We start from the raw sequence: 21,110 nt of genomic DNA on the forward strand, positions 1-21,110 counted from the left end.
GAGGGGTCCCTGTGGGGGAGAAGATCGCCGGTCTCGACGTGCTCGGCGAGGAGTACTTCGCCGATCCGCACGCCTACCACGCCCGGCTGCGCGAGCAGGCGGCGGCGACGGAGATCGTGCTGCCGCGCGGCACGAAGGCGTGGCTGGTCACCCGGTACGAGGAGGCGCGGTCGGCACTGGCCGACCCGAGGTTCAGCAAGCACTTCGAGCGCTTCCCGGAGGTCATGGAGCGCAACCGGGTCGAAGGGGGCGACGCGCCGCCGTTCGACGAGTCCCTGGTGCAGCACATGCTGAACATGGACCCGCCGCACCACACCCGGCTGCGCAAGCTCGTCACCAAGGCGTTCACCGCCCGGCGGGTCGAGCAGTTGCGGCCGCGCATCCAGGAGATCACCGACCGGCTGCTGGACGAGGCGGCGGAGAAGGGCGACGTCGACCTGGTGGACGCGCTGGCGTTCCCGCTGCCCATCACGGTCATCTGCGAGATGCTCGACGTGCCGATGGACGAGCGCGACGGGTTCCGCGCGTGGTCCAACACCCTGGTCGCCGGCAACGGCGAACCGGAGCAGCTCCAGCAGGCGGGTGCCCAGATGGCGGGCTACCTGGCGAAGTTGGTCGAGCACAAGCGGAACGCGCCCGGTGACGACTTCTTCTCGGCGCTCGTGCAGGCCGACGAGGAGGGCGACCGGCTCGACCAGAAGGAGCTGATCGCCATGGCGTTCCTGCTCCTGGTCGCCGGGCACGAGACGACGGTCAACCTGATCGCCAACGGCGTCTACCACCTGGTGCGCAACCCGGAGCAGCTGGAGAAGCTGCGGGCCGACCGCTCGCTGCTGCCGGGCGCGGTCGAGGAGATCCTGCGCTTCGAGAGCCCGGTCAACCAGGCCACGTTCCGGTACACGAACGAGGACGTCGAGCTGGGCGACGTGGTGATCCCCAGGGACAGCGTGGTCGTGGTGTCGCTGAGCGGCGGCAACCGCGACGGGGCGCGCTTCCCGGAACCGGACCGGCTCGACATCACGCGGCAGGCCGCCGGGCACCTGGCGTTCGGCCACGGCATCCACTACTGCCTGGGCGCGCCGCTGGCCCGGATGGAGGGCGAGATCGCGATCGGGACGTTGCTGGACCGATTCGACGTGGCCCTGACCGCCGAGCCGGACGCGCTGGCGTGGCGCCAGGGCACGCTCGTCCGCGGCCTCGAGAAGCTGCCGGTTAGCCTGACCCCTCGTGGAGCGCGATGAGCTGCTGAAGCTGGACCAGGCACACGTCTGGCACCCGTACGGCCCGATGCCGGGCACCCACGAGCCGCTGGTCGTCTCCTCGGCCGAGGGTGTCCGGCTCCGGCTGGACGACGGGCGTGAGCTGGTCGACGGCATGTCGTCGTGGTGGGCGGCGATCCACGGCTACCGGCACCCCGTGCTGGACGCGGCGGTGCGCGACCAACTCGGCCGGATGAGCCACGTCATGTTCGGCGGCCTGACCCACGAGCCCGCGGTGGCGCTGTCGGCCCGGTTGGTGGAGATCACGCCCGAGCCGTTGCAGCACGTGTTCCTGTGCGACTCGGGGTCGGTGTCGGTCGAGGTCGCGGTCAAGATGGCCCTGCAGTACCAGCGGTCGAGGGGCCGGCCGGAGAAGCGGCGGCTGCTGACCTGGCGCGGCGGGTACCACGGCGACACGTTCCAGCCGATGGCGGTGTGCGACCCGGAGGGCGGCATGCACGCGCTGTGGCGGGGCGTGCTGCCGGAGCAGGTGTTCGCCTCGGCTCCGCCGCGCGACCTGGAGACCGAGTACGTCCAAGAGCTGGCGGACCTGATCGAGGCGCACGCCGGCGAGCTGGCCGCGGTCATCGTGGAGCCGGTGGTGCAGGGCGCGGGCGGGATGCGCTTCCACGACCCCCGCTACCTGCACGTGCTGCGCGAGCTGACGCTGGCCAACGACGTGCTGCTGATCTTCGACGAGATCGCCACCGGCTTCGGCCGCACCGGCGAGCTGTTCGCCGCCGACCACGCCGGGATCAACCCCGACATCATGTGCCTGGGCAAGGCGCTGACCGGCGGTTACCTGTCGATGGCCGCGACCCTGTGCACGACCCGGGTGGCGGACGGCATCTCGCGCGGCGAGGTTCCGGTGCTGGCGCACGGGCCGACGTTCATGGGCAACCCGCTGGCCTCGGCGGTCGCGCTGGCGTCCACCGACCTGCTGCTGTCGCAGGACTGGCGGGCGTCGGTGCGGCGGATCGAGGCCGGGCTGCGGTCCGGTCTCGCGCAGGCACCCGGTGACGTGCGGGTGCTCGGCGCGATCGGCGTGGTGCAGCTGGACCACCCGGTGGACATGGCCGCCGCCACCGCCGCGGCCGTCGACCACGGCGTGTGGCTGCGGCCGTTCCGCGACTTGATCTACACCATGCCGCCGTTCGTCAGCACGGACGACGACGTGGCCGCGATCGCCGCCGCCGTCGTCGCCGCGGCCGAGGCGTCACATGCGCAGCAGGGTTGAGCCCCAGACCAGCAGCAACGTCGCGTAGCCGACGCAGATCCAGCCGGTGGCCTGGTGGCTCAGCTCCTGCTTGCGCTTGGTCAGCTTGAGGAAGAGCGCCCAGCAGCCCATCAGGGCGAAGAGCGCGACCGGCGAGAGGATCAGGCCGTAGGCGCCCGAGTACACGCCCGCCCAGAAGTCCACCGGCAGGCTGACGCCGTCGGCGTAACCGGTCGGGAACAGCTGGACCGCGATCGCCGTCCACACCCACGCCACGACGTGGAGCCGCTTGCGGGTCTCCGGCTTGGCCGTGTCGTGGTTGATGGCGGCCACGCCCCACGCCATGAACGCGCCGCCGCCGAACAGCCAGCCCGCCACGGTCGACACGACCGGCACGCGTCCGACCGCCGCGCCCACGGCCGGGAGGATCGCACCCCACAGCAGGAAGTGCCCGCCGATCACCAATGCGGTGACACCCAGGACGATGAGCGTCTGCACGCCGCCGGACTGCCGCAGGAACCAGTTCTTCCGCGCGGGCCGCGTGGCGGTGGGGACCGACGCGGCGCCGGGCCGGGCGTTCCGCGGGCGCCCCCGCTTGCGGCCCACGTCAGCTCTCGATCGCGGCGGCGAGCTCGGTGTTGGTCGGCTCCACCAGGACCCGGCCGTCGGGCAGCACGATCACCGGGATGTTCTTGCGCCCGCCGGCGATCTCGATCGCCTTGTCGCGGGCCGCGTCGTCGTGTTCGACGTCGACGTCGGTGAACGGCACTTCGTGCTCCCGCAGCCACGCCTTCGCCCGCCGGCAGTCGCCGCACCAGTCCGCCCCGTAGAGAACGATCTCACTCATAGCGGTGACTGTAGAACGCGGAGGACCGCAACGCTCCGTATAGGCCTAGGGTGAGTGGCCGTGAGCGTCCTCGTGATCACCGGCACGGGCACCGAGGTCGGCAAGACCGTGGTCGTCGCCGCCTTGGCGGCGCTGGCCGCGGCCGACGGTCGACGGGTCGCCGTGCTCAAGCCCGCGCAGACCGGTATCGCCGACGGCGAGCCGGGCGACCTCGCCGAGGTGACCCGCCTCGCCGGCGCCGTCACCACCCGTGAGCTGCGCCGATACCCCGAACCGCTGGCGCCGGCCACGGCCGCGCGCCGGTCCGGTCGGCCCACGCTGCACCCCAGCGAGGTCGCCTCGGCGGCCGTGGCGCTGGACGAGACGCACGACCTCGTGCTGGTGGAGGGCGCGGGCGGGCTGCTGGTCCGGTTCGACGACGCGGGCTCGACCATCGCCGACGCGGCGTGGGCGCTCAACGCGCCGGTGCTCATCGTCGCGCACGCGGGCCTGGGCACGTTGAACATGACCGCGCTGACCGCCGAGGCCCTGCTGCGCCGCGGCCTGGAGTCCGTCGGCGTGGTGGTCGGGCGCTGGCCCGCCGTACCCGACCTGGCCACCCGCACCAACCTGGTCGACCTGCCCGAGGCCGCGGGCGCGCCGCTGCTGGGCGTGCTGCCCGACGGCTCGGCGGCACTGGGCCGGGCCGAGTTCGTGGAGATGGCCAGGGAAGGCCTCTCGCCGTGGTTCGGCGGCACGTTCGACCCGGAGAAGTTCGCCGCGCCGCACACCTGCTGAGGCCGGTTGAACGAACCAGTGACGCACATCGCTGGGTCGCTCGCGGGCCGGTGCGGCAGACTGCACGACGGACCACCGCCGGAGTTGACGAGGAGACGTCGTGACCGCAGCCCCCGAACAGGTCGATGTCCTGGCTGTTGCCCGCGAGCAGGTGCTGGAGCAGGGCGTCGGGCTGTCCGAGGAGCAGGTGCTCGAAGTCCTCCGGCTGCCCGACGACCGCATCCCCGAGCTGCTGGAACTGGCGCACGCGGTGCGGATGCGCTGGTGCGGCCCGGAGGTCGAGGTCGAGGGCATCGTGTCGCTCAAGACCGGCGGCTGCCCCGAGGACTGCCACTTCTGCTCGCAGTCCGGCCAGTTCCCCTCGCCGGTGCGCTCGGCGTGGCTGGACATCCCCGGCCTGGTGAAGGCGGCCCGGCAGACGGCCGAGACCGGCGCGACCGAGTTCTGCATCGTCGCCGCCGTGCGCGGGCCGGACAAGCGGCTGCTGTCGCAGGTGCGCGACGGCATCAAGGCCATCCGCGAGGACGGCAACGACATCCAGATCGCCTGCTCGCTCGGCATGCTCACCCAGGAGCAGGTGGACGAGCTGGTGGAGATGGGCGTCCACCGCTACAACCACAACCTGGAGACGGCCCGCTCGCACTTCCCGAACGTGGTCACCACGCACTCGTGGGAAGAGCGGTGGGACACGCTGAAGATGATCCGCGCGGCCGGCATGGAGGTCTGCTGCGGCGGCATCATCGGCATGGGCGAGACGCTGGAGCAGCGCGCCGAGTTCGCCGTGCAGCTCGCGGAGCTGGAGCCCGACGAGGTGCCGCTGAACTTCCTGATCCCCAACCCGGGCACGCCGTACGAGAACTACCCGGTGGTCGAGGGCCCCGAGGCGCTGCGGACCGTCGGCGCGTTCCGGCTCGCCCTGCCGCGCACGATCCTGCGCTTCGCCGGCGGCCGTGAGCTGACCTTCGGCGACCTGGGCGCCAAGCAGGGCATGCTCGGCGGCGTCAACGCGATCATCGTCGGCAACTACCTGACCAACCTCGGCCGCCCGGCGCAGGACGACCTGGACATGCTGACCGAGCTGGCCATGCCGATCAAGGAACTGAGCAAGACCCTGTGACCAGTGGACCGGGTGTGGTGACTTACTGCGGATATTGCGGCAAGGAGCGCGCGGAGGGCGACCACTCGGCGTGCGCGTCACGGCTGGGTGTGATCGACCCGCCGCGGTTCTGCGCGGAGTGCGCGCGCCGGATGGTGGTGCAGGTGACGCCCTCCGGGTGGACGGCCGCGTGCAGCCGCCACGGCGAGATCTCCTCCGCGCGGTAACCTGCCCTGCATCAGTCACGGGTGCAGGGAGGTCGTCGGGTGGCGGAGCAACCGGTGGGCGAGCGGGCCACTCCCGTTCGGGTGCCACCCGCGCCGGCGTTCGAGTACTACTACGTGGTGCAACGGCCGCGGGTCGTGGTGAAGCGCGACCTGCTGCCCGCGTTCTCCGTGCTGTCCGCGATCTCGCTGTTCGGGTTGCCGGTGGGGTGGCTGTGGGCGTGGCTCGCGCCGCCGCAGAACGTGGTGGCGCAGCAGGACGGGTCGCTGATCCCGGTCACCGGTGAGAGCTACCACCGGCTCGACGGGCTGATGCTGTTCGTGCTGATGGGCCTGGCGGCCGGGTTGATCACCGGCATCGCGGTGTGGTTGCTGCGGGAACGGCGCGGCCCGGTGGTGATGCTCGCGGCCACGCTCGGTGCCGGCGTGGCGGCCTACCTGGCGCAGCTGACCGGCATCGGTTCGGCGGGCAGCCGGTACGCCGTCAGCGCCGCGCCCGAGGTGGGTGACGTCATCGCGCTGGCCCCGGTGCTGGAGACGTGGTGGGGCTTGCTGGCGTGGCCCTTGGGCACGGCGCTGGCGTACGGCTGCCTGGCCGCGTGGAACGGTCTGGACGACCTCGGTCGACGGCTCGGTTAGCGCGGTTCAGAGCACGTAGGTCGTGTCGGGCACGTCGGTGACGAACATGTGCCCCGGCGCGTGGGTGATCGCGAACGGCGGTTTCGACGCCATCACCGCCGCCTGCGGTGTCACGCCGCCGGCACCGCGATGAGGTTGGCCTGGGCGTAGCCGTCCGCCAGCCCGGCGGTCGGCCCCTGGTGGTCGCGGCGCACCTGTGCCGGTGTCGTCGTCATCGCAGCTCGACGCCTTTCGTCTCGGGGAGGCCGAACAGGGCGACGACGGCGATGCCGTAGGCGACCGCGCCGCAGATCATCGCACCGCCGACACCCATCGTCCCGGCCAGGAACCCCACCAGGGTCGGGAAGAACGCGCCGACCGCGCGGCCGAAGTTGTAGGTGAAGCCCTGGCCGGTGCCGCGCAGGTCCGTCGGGTACAGCTCGGCGAGGAACGAGCCGAAGCCGCTGAAGATCGCCGACGTGGTGAACCCGAGCGGGAACGTGACCAGCAGGATCAGGCCGTTCGCGCCCGGCGGGATGTTGGTGAACAGCACGATGAGGACGGCGCTGAGCACGGCGAACAGGGTGAACGTGCGCTTGCGGCCGAGCAGGTCGGTCAGGTAGCCGCCGGTGACGTAGCCCGCGAACGCGCCGCTGATCAGCAAGGCCAGGTAACCACCGGTGCCGACGACGCTGAGCCCGCGTTCGGTCTTGAGGAACGTCGGCACCCAGCTCGCCAGGGTGTAGTAGCCGCCTTGGACACCGGTGGCGAGCAGTGCGGCGAACAGCGTGGTGCGGCCGAGCCCGCCCTGGAAGACGGCCTTGAAGCTGCCCTTGCGCGGGCTGGTCACCAGGGCCCGCTCGGCGCGTGGCGCGTCCTTGACGTTGCGGCGGACGTAGAAGATCAGGACGGCCGGGATGGCGCCGGTCCAGAACAGCACGCGCCAGGCGATGTCCTGCGGCAGGAAGCTGAACACGGCGGTGTAGACGATGACGCTCAGGCCCCAGCCGACCGCCCACGAGCTCTGGATGAACGCCACCGTGCGGCCGCGGTACTGGGGCTTGCAGTACTCGGCGACCAGGATCGCGCCCGCCGCCCACTCGCCGCCGAAGCCCAGGCCCTGCAGGGCGCGGAAGACCAGCAGCGTCTCGTAGCTGGTGGCGAAGCCGCACAGGACCGTGAAGACGGCGTAGGTGATGACCGTGATCATCAGGGTGCGGACGCGGCCGATGCGGTCCGCGAGGATGCCCGCGATCGCGCCGCCGAGGGCGGAGACGACCAGGGTGACGGTGTTGAGCAGGCCCGCTTCGCCGGTGGTGATGCCGAAGTAGGCGGTGATGGCGAACAGGCTCAGGGGCAGGACCTGGAAGTCGTAGGCGTCCAGGCCGAAGCCGCCGAACGCGCCGACGAAGGCCCGCTTGCCGTTGCGCCCCAGCGTGTGGAACCAGGCGAACGGGCCCCGGCTCGCCGTGGTGTCGACGTCCGTGGTGCTCATGGTGGTCACCTCGCAACCGTGGGTGGGTTGTGCCGTGGACCACACGCTAGAGGATTGTTGAACAATCCCACTAGAGGGCAATAGGACGAACCAACACCTCAACACCAACGGGCTACCCGCCTCGCGCGCACGCTCCCGCACGCCCGCGCGAGTCGTCCCCTCGCGTCGCGCGTGTCCTACGTTCGGAACGACCGTGTCCTACGTTCGCGACCCCCGAGTTGAACGCTCAGGACGCCGAACCGACCGCTCAGGCGTCGACCGCGCCCTTTCGCCGGTCGTACCCGGGGTAGAACTTGCCGATCAACGCGGACGTCTCGGCGTAGTCGAGTTGACCCGACGTCGGCTGGTGCCCGATGAACGTGTAAGTCAACCGGGAACCGAGCGCGGGGAAGAAGATACGCGACGCGGTACCGATCTCACCCATCGCGATCACAATCATCTCGGTATCACCGGCATTCACCAACAAGGACGCCAGGACTTTCAGGTCAGCGGCCTTCGTGGCCATTGTGGAAATCTTCACGATATCCGCGCCGGCCTCTTTCGCCGCACGGGCGATCCGGTCCAGTTCGGAGGTGTCGGGCGTGTGGTCGAAATTGTGGTACGACACGACGGCCAACGCGTCGTGCGCGTGCGCGGCGGCGATCACGTCCGCCACGATCCCGTCTGAGGACAGCTCCACGTCCACGGCGTCCACAAGCGGCGCGACCTCGCGGAACAGTTCCAGCCGGGCCTCCTCGGCACCGCTCCACCCGCCACCCTCCGCCGCCGAGCGCACGGTCGCCAGCACCGGCAGGCCCTCGAATGCCCGCACCTGCGCCAGCACGTGCCCGACGTCGGTCCGGCTGAACCGGTCGATGCGCAATTCGGCCACGTCCACCCCGGCGGAACGCGCTTCCGCCGCCGCCCGCGCGCTGTCGTCGTCGGCGAAACTCACCGCGATCACGGGCAGGTCGAGGTCGAGCAGCGCACGCATGCTATTCATTCGCGGTATCCTACACCGCCCGCGTGAACGGTCAGTTGCGATGAGGCAGGTGGCCCAATTCCGACAACGGCGCGGGCACGGCGCTCAACGCGTCCAGAATGCCCGCCTCGCGGTGCAGCACTTTTCGCACCATCCGCAGCCGCCGCGCGGGCGAGGTCTCCTCCAGCAACCGCTGCCGGTCCTCGAACGTCAGCAGGCAGTCACCGGCCAACGCGTACGCCAGGTCGGCCAACTTCGTGTCCGGACCGGGCGGCCGGCCAACGCTCCGGTACGCCGCCTGCCGGTACCTCCCGTGCGCCGCCCGCGCGCTCTCCGCCAACAGCGGCAGCACGGCCTCCACCTCCGGCGGCGCGGCGGTGTCCGGCAGCCACTGCACCGTCGCGACCAGGTACGGCGCGCTCTCCTCGTCCACGTCCAGCAGCCGGAACCGCCGACCGCCCTTCGTGGTCAGGTCGAACCGCCCGTCGGACAGCCGCCGCGCCTCCTGCAGCACGGCCGTGCAGCCGACGTCGGACAGCGCCTCCACGTTCTCCGCGCCGACCTCCCACCCCTGCTTGATCGACACCACGCCGAAAGTCCGCTCCGGCACCGTCCCCGTCACCAGGTCGACGGTCAGTTGCCGGTACCGCGGTTCGAACACGTGCAGCGGCAGCGACGCCCCGGGCAGCAGCACGGTGCCCAGCGGGAACAGCGGGAGCGTCGTCGTCACGAACCCAAGCTACGGGTGGACGGTGGCCGCAGCACGGCGAACGGGTCGGTGACCCGCATCTGTCCGGACACGAACCGGAACAGCGCCGCCGGCCTGCCACCGGACGGTCCCGGCTGCACCGTCCCGCCGGTCGGCTCCAACAACCCCCGCCGCGACAGCACGCGTTGCAGGTTGGTCGCCGACACCTTGTAGCCCAGGGCCGCGGAGTACAGCGAGCGCAACGCGGAGATGGTGAACTCCGGCGGCGCCAGCGCGAAGCCCAGGTTCGTGTACGACAGCTTCGAGGCGAGCCGGTGCCGGGCACGGCGGCAGATCGCCTCGTGGTCGAACGCGGTCGCGGGCAGCGCGTCCACCGGGTGCCACGCGGTGTCCGACGGCACCACCGGGTCGATGTGCGACGGCACCAGGCCGAGGAACGCGGTCGCCACCACCCGCGGGCCGGGCACCCGCGCCGGGTTGCTGAACACGGCCAGCTGCTCGACGTGTGACAACTGTCGCACGTCGACTTTCTCCGCCAGCTGACGGCGGATCGAGGCCTCGACGTCCTCGTCGTCGCCGAGCCCGCCACCGGGCAGTGACCAGCGGTGAGCGTGCGGTTCCCGGGCGCGCTCCCACAGCATGACCTGGAGTGATCCGGCTCTCACCTGGAGCACCGCGGCCAGCACCTCATGTCCCGCCAGTCCCACTCGGCTGATACTATCGGCCACGTTTTCGACCGATAGGCGAAAACCTGGCTCAAGGGAGGAACCCATGGTCGCTACCGCCTACGTGGAGCGAACCTCGGACGGTGCCTACGACGGGATCGCGCCGGATTCCGCATGGCGCGACGAGGTGCTGGAGCTGGCGCGACAGCGGGACGCGGTCATCCTGGCGCACAACTACCAGCTGCCCGAGATCCAGGACATCGCCCACCACACCGGTGACTCGCTGGCGCTCAGCCGCATCGCGGCCGCGAGCGACGCGTCCACCATCGTCTTCTGCGGCGTGCACTTCATGGCCGAGACCGCGAAGATCCTCGCGCCGCACAAGACCGTGCTCATCCCGGACGAGCGGGCGGGCTGCTCGCTGGCCGACTCGATCACCGGCGAGCAGTTGCGCGCGTGGAAGGCCGAGCACCCCGGCGCGGTCGTCGTGTCCTACGTCAACACCACGGCCGAGGTGAAGGCGGAGACCGACATCTGCTGCACCTCGTCGAACGCGGTGGACGTGGTGAAGTCGATCCCGGCCGACCGCGAGGTGCTGTTCCTGCCGGACCAGTTCCTCGGCGCGCACGTCAAGCGCGAGACGGGCCGGGAGAACCTGCACATCTGGGCCGGCGAGTGCCACGTCCACGCGGGCATCAACGGCCCGGAGCTGGCCGAGCGCGCGGCGGCGAACCCGGACGCCGACCTGTTCATCCACCCCGAGTGCGGTTGCGCCACGTCGGCGCTCTACCTCGCGGGCGAGGGCACCGTCCCGGCGGAGAAGGTGAAGATCCTCTCGACCGGCGACATGATCACCGCCGCCCGGCGGACCAGCGCGAAGTCGGTGCTGGTGGCCACCGAGATCGGCATGCTGCACCAGCTGCGCCGGGCCGCGCCGGAGATCGACTTCCGCGCGGTGAACGACCGGGCGTCGTGCCGGTACATGAAGATGATCACCCCGGCCGCGCTGCTGCGGGGCCTGCGGGAGAACAAGGACGAGGTGCACGTGGACCTGGAGACGGCTCGCCGCGCCCAGGGCGCGGTGCAGCGCATGATCGAGATCGGGCAGCCCGGCGGCGGGGAATGAATACCCCCCTGTGGGAGGCCCGCGCCGACCTGCTGGTCGTCGGCACGGGAGTGGCCGGTCTGACGGCGGCGCTGCGCGCGCGTGAGCTGGGGCTGCGGGTCCTGGTCGTGACCAAGGCCGCCGGCGAGGACGGCAACACCCGGTGGGCGCAGGGCGGCGTGGCCGTCGTGCTGCCCGGTGAGCACGACGCCGACGACACGGTCGACGCGCACGTGCGCGACACGCTGGTGGCCGGGGCCGGACTGTGCGACGAGGCCGCGGTCGCCGCGATCATCGCCGGTGGACCGGCGGCGGTGACGCGGTTGCGCGAGCGCGGCGCGGTGTTCGACGCCGCGCCGACCGGTGGGCTGGCCCGCACGCGGGAGGGCGGGCACAGCGCGTTCCGGGTGGTGCACGCGGGCGGTGACGCGACCGGCGCGGAGGTCGAGCGCGCGTTGCTGGCGGCGGCGTCGGACGGTCGGGTGCCGGTGCTGGAGAACCACGTCGCGGTGGACGCGGTGCGCACCCCGCTCGGCGCGGTGTGCGGGCTGCTGGTGCTGGACGGCAACGGCGTGCCCGGCGTGCTCAGCGCGCCCGCCGTGCTGCTGGCCAGCGGCGGCCTCGGCCAGCTCTACCAGGCCACGTCCAACCCGGAGGTGGCCACCGGCGACGGCCTGGCGCTGGCGTTGCGCGCGGGCGCGGTGGCGGCGGACGTCGAGTTCGTCCAGTTCCACCCGACCGTGCTCTACACCGGGCGTGGCGCGCGTGGCCGCTGCCCGCTGGTCACCGAGGCGGTGCGCGGCGAGGGCGCGGTGCTGGTCGACGCGACCGGCGCGCGGGTCATGCGCGGCGTGCACCCGTTGGAGGACCTGGCGCCGCGTGACGTGGTGGCCGCGGCGATCACCCGGCACATGGCGGGCGGTCCCGGCGGCGTGGACGACCACGTGTTCCTCGACGCCACGGGCATCTCGGACTTCGCGCGGCGGTTCCCGACCGTGCACGCGGCCTGTCTCGCGGCGGGAGTCGACCCGGCGGGCGAGCCGATCCCGGTCGCGCCCGCGGCGCACTTCGCGTGCGGTGGCGTGGTGTCCGATGTGGACGGACGAACGGGTGTCACCGGCCTGTACGCGGCGGGTGAGGTGGCCCGTACCGGGCTGCACGGCGCGAACCGGTTGGCGTCCAACAGCTTGCTCGAAGGCCTGGTCGTCGGCACGCGGGCGGCCGAGGCGGTCGCGGTGGACCTGGCGCTCGGCGTGCTGGCCCGCCCCTCGGCGGCGGCCGCGGTGGAACTGCCGACGGCGCCGGTGGCCGACCGGGACTCGTTGCAGCGCGTGATGTCGCGGTACGCGGCGATCGGCCGTGACGCCGAGGGCCTGGCCGTGGTCGGCTCGGTGCTCGACCTGTCCACTGTGGACCGCACGCTGGACAGCCGGCAGCTGGTCGAGGACGCGGCGCTCACCGTGGCCGCGCGGGCGTTGATCGCGGCGGCGGCGCAGCGCGAGGAGTCGCGCGGCTGCCACGTGCGCACCGACTTCACCGAGCGCGACGACGTGCGCTGGCAGCGCAGCCAGGTGGTCCGGCTCAACCCGTCCGGCCAGCCGGTGCTGGCCGATCCCGTGGTGGCGAGGGGAGTGGCATGAGCACCGAAGACCTGCTCGCAGGGGCGAGCATCGGGCTCGACTTGGACGACGCCCGCCGCGTGATCGCGACGGCGTTGGAGGAAGACCTGCGGTACGGCGCGGACGCGACGACCGAGGCGACGGTGCCCGCGGACGCGGTGGCCGTGGCCGAGTTGACGCCGCGCGTGGCCGGTGTGCTGGCGGGCATCCCGGTGGCGCTGGAGGTGTTCCGGCAGGTCACCGACGTGGAGGTGCTGGAGCAGCGGTCCGACGGCGACAAGGCCGTGCCGGGCGAGCCCGCCCTGGTGCTGCGCGGACCGGTGCGCGGGCTGCTCACCGCCGAGCGCACCGCGTTGAACCTGCTGTGCCACCTGTCCGGCGTGGCCACGCTCACCGCGGCCTGGGTGGACGAGGTCGCCGGCACCAAGGCGCGCGTGCGCGACTCCCGCAAGACCCTGCCCGGCCTGCGGCTGCTGGAGAAGTACGCGGTGCGGTGCGGCGGTGGCGTCAACCACCGGCTCGGCCTCGGCGACGCGGTGCTGATCAAGGACAACCACGTGCGCGCCGCCGGGTCGGTGCGGGCGGCGCTGGCCGCCGTGCGCGCCCACGCGCCGCACCTGCCGTGCGAGGTCGAGGTCGACTCGCTGGACCAGCTGGACGAGGCCGTCGCCGAGGGCGCGGAACTCGTGCTGCTGGACAACTTCACCACCGCCGAGTGCGCCGAGGCGGTGCGGCGGGCGGGTGGTGTCGCGCTGGAGGCGTCCGGCGGGTTGACGCTGGACGTGGCCAGGGCCTACGCCGAGACGGGCGTGGACTACCTGGCCGTCGGCGGCCTCACGCACTCCTCCCCGGCCCTGGACCTGGGGCTCGACCTGCGTTAGTGCCGCGACTGCCGCCGGCCGCCGACGGGAGGTGGGACGGGCCCGCGCCCGGGGCACAGGCGCGGGCGCGTCCAGGTCAGGTGTCGCGCCGCTTGGTGCGGTCGTCGCGCTGCGTGATCTGGTCGTCGCGCTCGACGTCCACCCGTTCCTTGCGCACCTCGCCGTGGACGTGCTGCTGCTCGGTCATGCTCTGCTTGTCCAGCCGGACCTTCTCCGCGGCCTTGGTCTTCTTCTCCACCACCGGCTCCTGCCGGCGCAGCGTCACCTCCGCCTCCTCGTCCACGAACGCCCGGTCGGTGGGCGCGCCCTCGGCGGGCTCGCGCACCACGCGGACCTCTTCGTGCGAGACCGGCACGGTCACGTCCTTCTGCTCGGTCACGGTGTGCTTGACCAGCCGCACCCGACCGGCCTCGACATCGCGCGTGCCGACGTCGAGTTCTTCCTCGTAACGGGTGACCGAGTCGCCGGTGCGGGCCTCGTGGCGGGCGCGCTGACCGGTGGCCGGCTCGCGCACGTTGCCGAGCCCTTCGGGCCGGGTCTCGCCGGGCATCCCGCCGCCGCGCATCTCGCCGCGGGTCAGGCCGGACGTGCGGCCCGCGCCGGGCATCGGCATCGGCTTGGTCTCGGTGCGCCCGCCCGGCAGGCGGTCGTGCTCGCCGGTGCGGTGGGTCGGGATCATGCCGTAGTACTCGTACAGCTCGTCCTGCTGCTTGTCGGACATGTGCTGGTCGGAAACGTCGATCCGGGGCGCGTCCTTGACCTGCTGCTTGTCCACGGGAACGGTGATGACGCCGTTGCCCAAAGTCGCGTCCTGGATCGGCACGAACGACTCCTTGAGACCGAACAGGCCGGTGTGCACCGAGGCCCACATCGGCTGCCCGTCCTGATCGTCGAGCCACACCTGTTTCACCGAGCCGATGCGCTCACCGTGCTCGTCGATCACTTCACAGTCGTACAGGCGGTCCACTTCGGCCTGGTTGATCATGGCCGGGTCCCCTTCGCGTGTCGTGATTTCAGTCCCGCGAAGGGCTTCCCGGCTCGAAGGGCCACCTATTCGGCTGCCACCCGTTCGTGTGATGCAACGCCCCTCGAAAGAGATTCAGAAACGACGATTCGCCAGGACGGGCAACGTTTCCCTCGCCCGCGTGACACTCTCAGTGTCCACTTCGGTCACCAACGTCCCCGGCTCGCCCGCCAACTGCTCGACCACCTCGCCCAGCGGCGAGGCGACCGTGCTGAAGCCGATGCCCGTCGGCGCCCCGTGGTCGACCCCGGGATCGGCCTGCCCGCAGGCTAGCACCCACGACGTGCAGTCCAGCGCACGGGCGCGCACCAGCAGCTCCCACTGCTCGCGCTTGCCCGGTCCCGCGCCCCACGACGCGCACACCAGCACGGCCGTCGCGCCCCGGTCGGCCAACGCCCGGAACAGCTCCGGGAACCGCACGTCGTAGCACGTGGCCAGGCCCAGCGTGACGCCGTCCACGTCGACGGTCACCGGGGTCGAACCGGGCGCGACCGTGCGCGACTCGGTGAACCCGAACGCGTCGAACAGGTGGATCTTGTCGTAGCCGACGTGCCGCCCGCCGCCCGTGACCAGCAGCGTGTTCGCCACCCGGCCGTCCGGCGCGGGTGTGAACATGCCCGCCACGACGACCACGCCGTGCTCGTCGGCGATGTCGCGCACCGCGCCCGCCCACGGGCCGTCCAGCGGCTCGGCCACCGGGCCGAGGGGCACGCCGAACCGGCACATGGTGGCTTCCGGGAACACCACCACGCGCGCACCGCCGGCCGCGGCGCGCTTGGTCTCCGAACGCACGAGGTCCAGGTTCGCCGCCGGGTCGCTGGACGAGGTGATCTGGCAGAGGGCGACACGCATGGCGCCCACTCTAGGTAGTGTCGGGTCTCGTGCGCTCCCTCCTGCCCCCGCTCGTCGTCGCCGCCGTCCTCGCCGCCGCGGGGTGCACCGGCTCGACGACACCGAGCGCCGAGGGCACGTCGGACAACAGCGCCATCGTGCTGGCCGACCCGATCGAGCCGACCACGCTGAACCCGCTGCTCGGCTACGGCCGCGAAGGCGTGTCGAAGCTGTACGACGGGCTGGTGGAGCACCGCGCGGACGGCTCGGTGCGGCCTCAGCTCGCCGCCGACCCGCCCAAGCCCTCCCCGGACGGGCTGAGCTGGACGGTGACGCTGCGCGAGGGCGTCAAGTTCACCGACGGCACGTCGTTCGGGCCCGAGGACGTGGTGGCCACCTACCGGGCGTTGCTGGACCCGGCGTCCGGCTCGACCGAGCGGGCTTCCTTCGCGGAGCTGACCGGCGTGGAGCAGCTGGACGTGCACGCGGTCCGGTTCACGCTGGCCAGGCCGTGGGCGGCGTTCCCGCACACGCTCGTGCTCGGCATCCTGCCCAGCGAGGCGCTCGGCGGCCCGTTGCGCGCCGTGCAACCCGTCGGCACCGGCCCGTACCGGCTGGTGGAGTGGCGCAAGGGCGACCGGATGGTGCTGGAGGCCAACGCCTCCTACTTCGGCGGCGAGCCCAAGATCCGCAAGCTGACCGTGGTGTTCGTGCCGGACGACAACACCAGGGCACAACGGCTGCAGGCGGGCGAGTTCGACGGCACCGCGCTGCCGCCCCGGCTGGCCGCGTCGTTCGGCGGCGCGAACGGCATGAGGGTGATCACGCACCGCACCGCCGACCTGCGTGCGGTCACGCTGCCGAGTGGCGCCGTGACGGGTGACAGCGCGATCCGGATGGCGTTGAACCACGCGGTCAACCGCAAGGGCATGGTGGACAACCTGCTCGGCGGCAAGGGCGCGGAGGCGAGCACGCCGGTGCCGGACACGCTGCCGGAGTTCGTGGAGACCGGCGCGCGGTTCGCCTACGACAAAGGGCTGGCCGAGCTGCTGCTGGACCAGGCGGGCTGGGTGCGCGGCGCGGACGGCGTGCGGGCGCGTGACGGCGTGGTCGCGCGGTTCACGTTGATGTACCCGATCGGCGACGTGGTGCGCGCCGACCTGGCCACCGCGTTCGCCGCGGACGCCAAGGCGGTCGGCATCGACGTGCAGCTGGCCGGGCTGGGCTGGGACGCGGTCACGCCGAGGCTGGGCGTGGACGCGCTGCTCCACGGCGGCGGCACGCCGTTCGACCCGGACCTGATGACCTACCAACCGCTGCACACGCCCAACCCGTGGGGCTACTCGAACCCGCAGGTGGACGCGGCCCTCGACACCGGGCGCTCGCTGCTGGACCCCGCGCAGCGGGCGGCGGCGTACAAGCAGCTCCAGCGCGCCTACGTCGCCGCGCCGGGCATGGTGGTGCTGGCGACGGTGCAGCACACGTACGTGGTGCGGGAGAACTGGAACGGCTACCAGGAGGTCGTGGACCCGCACGCGCACGGTGCGCTGTCGTGGGGCCCGTGGTGGAACCTGGAGAAGTGGACGCCCCGCTAGTCCCGTTCTTGTTGCATGCTGGTGGCGATAAGTGCGGGTAGCCACGAGCGCATGGGGGCACTCAGTGACCATTTTCCTGGACTCGGCCGGTTCGTCCCTGCCTCCGCGTGAGGTGCTGGACGAGGTGATCGGCCACCTGCGGCGGGAGGCCGAGGTCGGCGGGTACGTCGCCGCACGCGAACGCGAGGACGACCTGGAAGCCGGGTACGGGGTGTTCGCCGAGCTGCTGGGCGCGCGGCCGGACGAGATCGCGTTCACCGACAGCTCCACGCGCGCGTGGCTGTCCGCGTTCGACGCGGTGCCGCTAACCGAGGGTGACCGGGTGCTGTTCAGCGAGGCGGAGTACGCGGGCACGGCGATTCCGATCCTGCACCGGGCGCGGGAGGTCGGCGCGTCGGCCGAGGTGGTGCCGTCGGACGCGTTCGGGCAGATCCACGTGGACGCGTTGAAGGAGATGCTGGACGAACGGGTGAAGCTGGTCTCGCTGGTGCACGTGCCGACCAACAGCGGGCTGGTGAACCCGGCGCGCGAGGTCGCCGAGGCGGCGCACGAGGTGGGCGCGCTGGTGCTGCTGGACGCGTGCCAGTCGGTCGGACAGCTGCCGGTGCGCGCCGACGAACTGGGCGTGGACCTGATCGCGGGCACCGGCCGCAAGTGGCTGCGCGGTCCACGCGGCACGGGTGTGCTGGTGGTGCGCCGCGAGGCCGCGGCCCGCATGAAGCCGCGCCTGGTGGACCTGCACAGCGGGGAGTGGGTCGCGCCGCGGGAGTACCGCCTGCGGGACGACGCGCGGGTCCACGAGATCTGGGAGACGAGCGTCGCCGACCGGCTCGGGTTCATCGCCGCGGCACGCTACGCGCTGGCCAAGGGCATCGACGTGATCGAACGCGAGGTCGGCGAACGGGCCGGGCGGCTGCGGGAAGGCCTGGCGGCGCTGCCCGGCGTGACCGTCCGCGATCCTGGTGTGCGCAAGGCCGGCATCGTCACGTTCACCGTCGATGGCCGCACCGCGACCGAGGTGCGCGACCGGCTGGCCGAGGCGGGCGTGACGGTGACCGTGAGCGGCGCGTCGTCCACGTTGCTGGACATGACCCGGCGCGGGCTCGACGAGGTGGTGAGGGCTTCACCCCACTACTTCGTCGAGCCCGCCCAGGTTGATCAGGCCGTGGAGGCCGTCAGCAGGTGCGCCGCCTGAGCCAGGTCGCGTGCCTGCCGATACCATTCGCCCGTGACAATGGCCGATATGCCGTGGACTGATGTCGAACCCCTTCCTCCGCTCAACGGGAATCTTCAGCCATTGCTCGACACGGTGCGTGCCATCCAAGGTGCCTGGAAAACCGTTGTCTCGGCCAATGACGAGGCATTCCACGAGGCCCGTCGGAGGTCGTTGCGGCGTCACGCCATCGAAACCGGCATCATCGAGCGGTTGTACGACATCGACTGGGGTGTGACCGAAGCGCTGGTCGCTGAAGGTCTCACCGCGGACGCGGTCGCCCGGGCCGGGGATGGTTCGGTGAACGAGGACGTCCTCGAGGTTGTTCGGTCCCAGTACGACACATTGGAATTCCTGGTCCAATCCGCTCGTGAAGGCCGCGACCTATCGGTGGGCTTGATCAAGGAACTGCACGTCGCCCTGACCACGCGCCAGTCGACGTACACGGCCACCGGGCCGACCGGCATGGTCTTCGAAGCGACTCTGCACCACGGTGAGTGGAAGCAGCAGGCGAATCATGTGACCCGCCCCGACGGGTCACTGCTCGAATACACGCCGCCCGAGCAGGTGGCGTCGCAGATGGACCGGCTGGTCGAGCTGTACCACGACTACGGCGACCGTGACCCGATCATCCAGGCGGCCTGGCTGCACCACAGGTTCGTCCGGATTCATCCGTTCGAGGACGGCAATGGTCGCGTAGCCCGGTGTTTGACGTTGCTCATCCTCCTCAGGCACGACCTCGCGCCGCTGGTGGTGGACCGGCGTGAGCGGACTCGCTATCTCTTGTGTCTCGACCGGGCCAACGAGGGCGACCTGCGCCCGTTGGTCCGGTTCTTCGGGGAACTGGAGATCGCCGCCCTCCGCAGTGAGTTGGAACGTCCAGTGGCCGCCGACCACGCGTTCGCGGCCGGAGGTGGGGCCCTCACAGTTCTCGAGGCCGGTATCGGGCGGCTCCGCGAAGTCCACTCGGCGAGCGGGACCGCGGATCGCGCAGCAGGGGCGAGCGCGCTCGCCAACGCTGTGCAGACCAAGATCAACGACTGGCTCGAAGACATGAAGGACAAGATCGGCGAACTGCTGCGCGAAGGTGTCGACCCGCGAGCCTATGCGTCCCTGAGGACCGCGGCTCCTCCAAGCGACGAGGCGTTCTACTGGGAGGACCAGGTTCTCACTGCTGCTCGTAGCGTCGATTTCTTCCCGAACCTGAATGGCGGCACGTGGTGGTCGCGGCTGCACGTGGTGGCGTTCGGGAAGAAGCTGCGCTATTTGGTCTTCATGCAGAAAGTCGGTAGTGGTGAAACCGGTGTGATCACCTTGACGGTTTATGCGGAGATGGTGAGTTCTCGCCGCCAGGGCGACGCCGAACTGGCGGCCAACCCGATTGTGGTGTCGTCTCCGACCGAAACGGTGACCTGGACCTGGACAGATTCCGCGGACCACCAGTGGGCCAGTGTCGTCGAGGTGCTCGACATGACGTTGGCCAGCGCGCTCGCGAAATTCACCTCCAGCCTGGGATAGGACATGACCCGGCGCGGGCTCGACGAGGTGGTGAGGGCCTCGCCCCACTACTTCGTCGAGCCCGCCCAGGTTGATCAGGCCGTGGAGGCCGTCAGCAGGTGCGCCCGGTGATGCGCGGAACGCAGTCGGAGTAGTCGAGGAACAGTTGCACCGCGGTGTCGTTGCGCGAGGTCTGCGTGGCGATCACCGTGTCGCGCGGGTAGAAGCCGCTGGTGCCGCTCGCGGACCTGGGGTACATCTCGAAGGTGTAGCTCCAGATCTTGTGGGCGGCCCACATCCAGTCGTTGACGCTGCCGTCGGTGATGTAGAGGTCGCTGGACTGCTGCGGCGTGTAGCCGTTCAGCGACGCCATCCGCCTGCCGAGGGTCTGGAACACACTGGCCTGGGTGGCGTCCAGGCCGGGGGCGGTGTTGTTGTAGGTGTAGCCGTACGGCCACAGGATCAGCTCCGAGTAGGTGTGCCAGTCGATGTGCGTCTTGATCTGCTGCACACCGCCGACCACGCGGCCGTTGACGAAGTCGCGCACGCGGGCCACCTCGGGCGCGGAGAACGCCGCCGTGCCGCGGTAGGTGTCGCTCGACCCGCTGCCGCTGGAACCGCCGCAGCAGCCCCACTGGTGGCCCCAGTTGCGGTTCGGGTCGGTGCCGACCGCGACGGAGTTCGGCTGCCGGTTCTTGCGCCACGCCCGGAACGAGCCGGTCGCGATGTCGTACTCCGCGCCGTCGGGGTTGACGCTGGGGATGACCCAGATCTCCCGGCTGTCGACCGCGCCCTTGATGGCCGCGTTGGACGCGTAGTTGTCCGTGTACCGCTTGATGATGTGCAGGCACATCTCCACGGTCAGGTGCTCACGCGCGTGCTGGTTGCAGGTGAACAGCACCTCCGGCTCGGACTCGTCGGCCGCCGGGTTGTCGCTGATCTTGATCATCCACAGGTCGCGGTTCTGGTACGACTTGCCGATGCTGCGCAGCGTGACCAGGTTCGGGTGGTCGCGGACGGTCTGGTTCAGCTCGGCGACCATCTCCGCGTAGTTGTGGTAGCCGGTGTAGCCGGACGGGAAGTCCAGCGTGCCGAGCTGGGGATCGGCGAACTCCGCCTTGCCCAGGCCCGCGAGCTGGGCGTCCGCGTCACCGGCGTGGCGCACCGGCAGCCCGGTGGCGCGCAGCAGCCACTGCTGGCGGGGTTCGGCGATCACGGTGAGCGTGTCGCCGTTCTGCCCGAGGACGTCGACCCCGGTCCGGGCGACCTTCGTGCGCGCCTCGGGTGTGGTCGCGGTCACCTCGAACACGATCCGCTCGGGGGTGTGCGCGGTCGCCGGTTGCGCCGACCCGGGGTGCGCGGGGAGCACCAGGGCCACGCTCGCGACCAGCGCGGCGGCCACGAGGCCGCGCCGCTTGGTGAACATCAAGCCTCCATCATCAGCAGGGTTTGCGACGGATGCGTACGCAGCGTGGCGC

At 71.3% G+C, this 21,110-nt stretch carries 21 protein-coding genes and 1 pseudogene; 12 read left to right on the forward strand and 10 right to left on the reverse strand.

The genetic code is table 11. The annotated features are described in order from the left end of the window. The first annotated feature begins 11 nt into the window (after positions 1–11). On the forward strand, positions 12–1,241 hold the full coding sequence (locus A6A25_RS40505; protein WP_073899691.1) for a cytochrome P450 family protein: 1,230 nt from the start codon (positions 12–14) through the stop codon (positions 1,239–1,241). After that, complete coding sequence (locus tag A6A25_RS40510) at positions 1,228–2,496, forward strand: adenosylmethionine--8-amino-7-oxononanoate transaminase (protein ID WP_073899693.1); 1,269 nt, start codon at positions 1,228–1,230, stop codon at positions 2,494–2,496. The genes A6A25_RS40505 and A6A25_RS40510 overlap by 14 nt, the downstream gene beginning before the upstream one ends. Here A6A25_RS40510 and A6A25_RS40515 read toward each other — a convergent pair. Both A6A25_RS40515 and A6A25_RS40520 read right to left on the reverse strand, forming a co-directional pair. Beyond that, the gene (locus A6A25_RS40515) at positions 2,476–3,081 is read right to left on the reverse strand and encodes a hypothetical protein (RefSeq protein ID WP_073899695.1); all 606 of its coding nucleotides are present in this window, start codon (positions 3,079–3,081) and stop codon (positions 2,476–2,478) included. The two genes, A6A25_RS40510 and A6A25_RS40515, sit on opposite strands and share 21 nt — an antisense overlap. Before the next feature lies 1 nt (position 3,082). Next, a complete protein-coding gene (locus tag A6A25_RS40520) occupies positions 3,083–3,322 on the reverse strand; it encodes a glutaredoxin family protein (RefSeq protein WP_073899697.1) in 240 nt (79 codons plus the stop codon). Positions 3,323–3,382: 60 nt separating this feature from the next. Here A6A25_RS40520 and bioD point away from each other — a divergent pair, with 60 nt between their 5' ends. From bioD to A6A25_RS40540, 4 genes are all read left to right on the forward strand, one after another. After that, on the forward strand, positions 3,383–4,099 hold the full coding sequence (gene bioD, locus A6A25_RS40525) for a dethiobiotin synthase (protein ID WP_073899851.1): 717 nt from the start codon (positions 3,383–3,385) through the stop codon (positions 4,097–4,099). A 100-nt stretch (positions 4,100–4,199) separates the two neighbouring features. Then, complete coding sequence (gene bioB, locus A6A25_RS40530; RefSeq protein ID WP_073899698.1) at positions 4,200–5,216, forward strand: biotin synthase BioB; 1,017 nt, start codon at positions 4,200–4,202, stop codon at positions 5,214–5,216. A 17-nt stretch (positions 5,217–5,233) separates the two neighbouring features. Continuing rightward, positions 5,234–5,422, forward strand: coding sequence for a biotin synthase auxiliary protein BsaP (gene bsaP, locus A6A25_RS40535; RefSeq protein WP_380733595.1), 189 nt, complete (start codon positions 5,234–5,236; stop codon positions 5,420–5,422). Positions 5,423–5,461: 39 nt separating this feature from the next. After that, complete coding sequence (locus A6A25_RS40540; RefSeq protein WP_073899702.1) at positions 5,462–6,058, forward strand: DUF2567 domain-containing protein; 597 nt, start codon at positions 5,462–5,464, stop codon at positions 6,056–6,058. Positions 6,059–6,064: 6 nt separating this feature from the next. On the opposite strand, the pseudogene A6A25_RS40545 reads toward A6A25_RS40540, so the two are convergent. From A6A25_RS40545 to A6A25_RS40565, 5 genes and pseudogenes are all read right to left on the reverse strand, one after another. Continuing rightward, positions 6,065–6,208: pseudogene (locus A6A25_RS40545) on the reverse strand (D-glutamate cyclase family protein); the annotation flags it as partial. 61 nt (positions 6,209–6,269) lie between these two features. Continuing rightward, the gene (locus tag A6A25_RS40550) at positions 6,270–7,532 is read right to left on the reverse strand and encodes an MFS transporter (RefSeq protein WP_073899704.1); all 1,263 of its coding nucleotides are present in this window, start codon (positions 7,530–7,532) and stop codon (positions 6,270–6,272) included. 247 nt (positions 7,533–7,779) lie between these two features. Beyond that, positions 7,780–8,514, reverse strand: coding sequence for a type I 3-dehydroquinate dehydratase (gene aroD, locus A6A25_RS40555; RefSeq protein ID WP_083669066.1), 735 nt, complete (start codon positions 8,512–8,514; stop codon positions 7,780–7,782). A gap of 31 nt (positions 8,515–8,545) precedes the next feature. Then, positions 8,546–9,223, reverse strand: coding sequence for an LON peptidase substrate-binding domain-containing protein (locus tag A6A25_RS40560; RefSeq protein ID WP_073899708.1), 678 nt, complete (start codon positions 9,221–9,223; stop codon positions 8,546–8,548). Beyond that, positions 9,220–9,909 carry an NUDIX hydrolase gene (locus A6A25_RS40565; RefSeq protein ID WP_274534392.1) on the reverse strand — a complete coding sequence of 230 codons (690 nt, stop codon included), beginning with the start codon at positions 9,907–9,909 and terminating at the stop codon, positions 9,220–9,222. The genes A6A25_RS40560 and A6A25_RS40565 overlap by 4 nt, the downstream gene beginning before the upstream one ends. Before the next feature lie 64 nt (positions 9,910–9,973). Between A6A25_RS40565 and nadA the strand changes: the two genes are divergently transcribed. The 3 genes from nadA to nadC are packed head-to-tail and all read left to right on the forward strand — an operon-like array spanning position 9,974 to position 13,472. After that, the gene (nadA, locus tag A6A25_RS40570; protein WP_073899712.1) at positions 9,974–10,993 is read left to right on the forward strand and encodes a quinolinate synthase NadA; all 1,020 of its coding nucleotides are present in this window, start codon (positions 9,974–9,976) and stop codon (positions 10,991–10,993) included. After that, entirely contained in the window at positions 10,990–12,612 is a 1,623-nt protein-coding gene (locus tag A6A25_RS40575) for an L-aspartate oxidase (RefSeq protein WP_073899714.1), read from the forward strand. The genes nadA and A6A25_RS40575 overlap by 4 nt, the downstream gene beginning before the upstream one ends. Further along, positions 12,609–13,472 carry a carboxylating nicotinate-nucleotide diphosphorylase gene (nadC, locus tag A6A25_RS40580; RefSeq protein ID WP_073899716.1) on the forward strand — a complete coding sequence of 288 codons (864 nt, stop codon included), beginning with the start codon at positions 12,609–12,611 and terminating at the stop codon, positions 13,470–13,472. The genes A6A25_RS40575 and nadC overlap by 4 nt, the downstream gene beginning before the upstream one ends. 76 nt (positions 13,473–13,548) lie before the next feature. Here the strand turns inward: nadC and A6A25_RS40585 are convergent, their stop codons facing one another. Together A6A25_RS40585 and A6A25_RS40590 are read right to left on the reverse strand one after the other, a co-directional pair. Then, entirely contained in the window at positions 13,549–14,457 is a 909-nt protein-coding gene (locus tag A6A25_RS40585) for a DUF2382 domain-containing protein (protein WP_073899718.1), read from the reverse strand. 114 nt (positions 14,458–14,571) lie between these two features. Beyond that, positions 14,572–15,348, reverse strand: a complete 777-nt coding sequence (locus tag A6A25_RS40590; RefSeq protein WP_073899852.1) for a carbon-nitrogen hydrolase family protein — start codon at positions 15,346–15,348, stop codon at positions 14,572–14,574. Positions 15,349–15,377: 29 nt separating this feature from the next. On the opposite strand from A6A25_RS40590, the gene A6A25_RS40595 reads away from it, so the two are divergent. From A6A25_RS40595 to A6A25_RS40605, 3 genes are all read left to right on the forward strand, one after another. Next, positions 15,378–16,922, forward strand: a complete 1,545-nt coding sequence (locus A6A25_RS40595) for an ABC transporter substrate-binding protein (RefSeq protein ID WP_241829182.1) — start codon at positions 15,378–15,380, stop codon at positions 16,920–16,922. Positions 16,923–16,986: 64 nt separating this feature from the next. Next, positions 16,987–18,117, forward strand: a complete 1,131-nt coding sequence (locus tag A6A25_RS40600) for an aminotransferase class V-fold PLP-dependent enzyme (protein WP_241829183.1) — start codon at positions 16,987–16,989, stop codon at positions 18,115–18,117. 39 nt (positions 18,118–18,156) lie between these two features. Beyond that, on the forward strand, positions 18,157–19,653 hold the full coding sequence (locus A6A25_RS40605) for a Fic family protein (protein WP_241829192.1): 1,497 nt from the start codon (positions 18,157–18,159) through the stop codon (positions 19,651–19,653). A 91-nt stretch (positions 19,654–19,744) separates the two neighbouring features. Here A6A25_RS40605 and A6A25_RS40610 read toward each other — a convergent pair whose 3' ends face one another. After that, complete coding sequence (locus A6A25_RS40610; RefSeq protein WP_083669068.1) at positions 19,745–21,058, reverse strand: M14 family metallopeptidase; 1,314 nt, start codon at positions 21,056–21,058, stop codon at positions 19,745–19,747. Positions 21,059–21,110 lie beyond the last annotated feature (52 nt).

The sequence above is a fragment of the Saccharothrix sp. CB00851 genome, from assembly GCF_001905065.1.
In the GTDB taxonomy this organism is placed as follows: domain Bacteria; phylum Actinomycetota; class Actinomycetes; order Mycobacteriales; family Pseudonocardiaceae; genus Actinosynnema.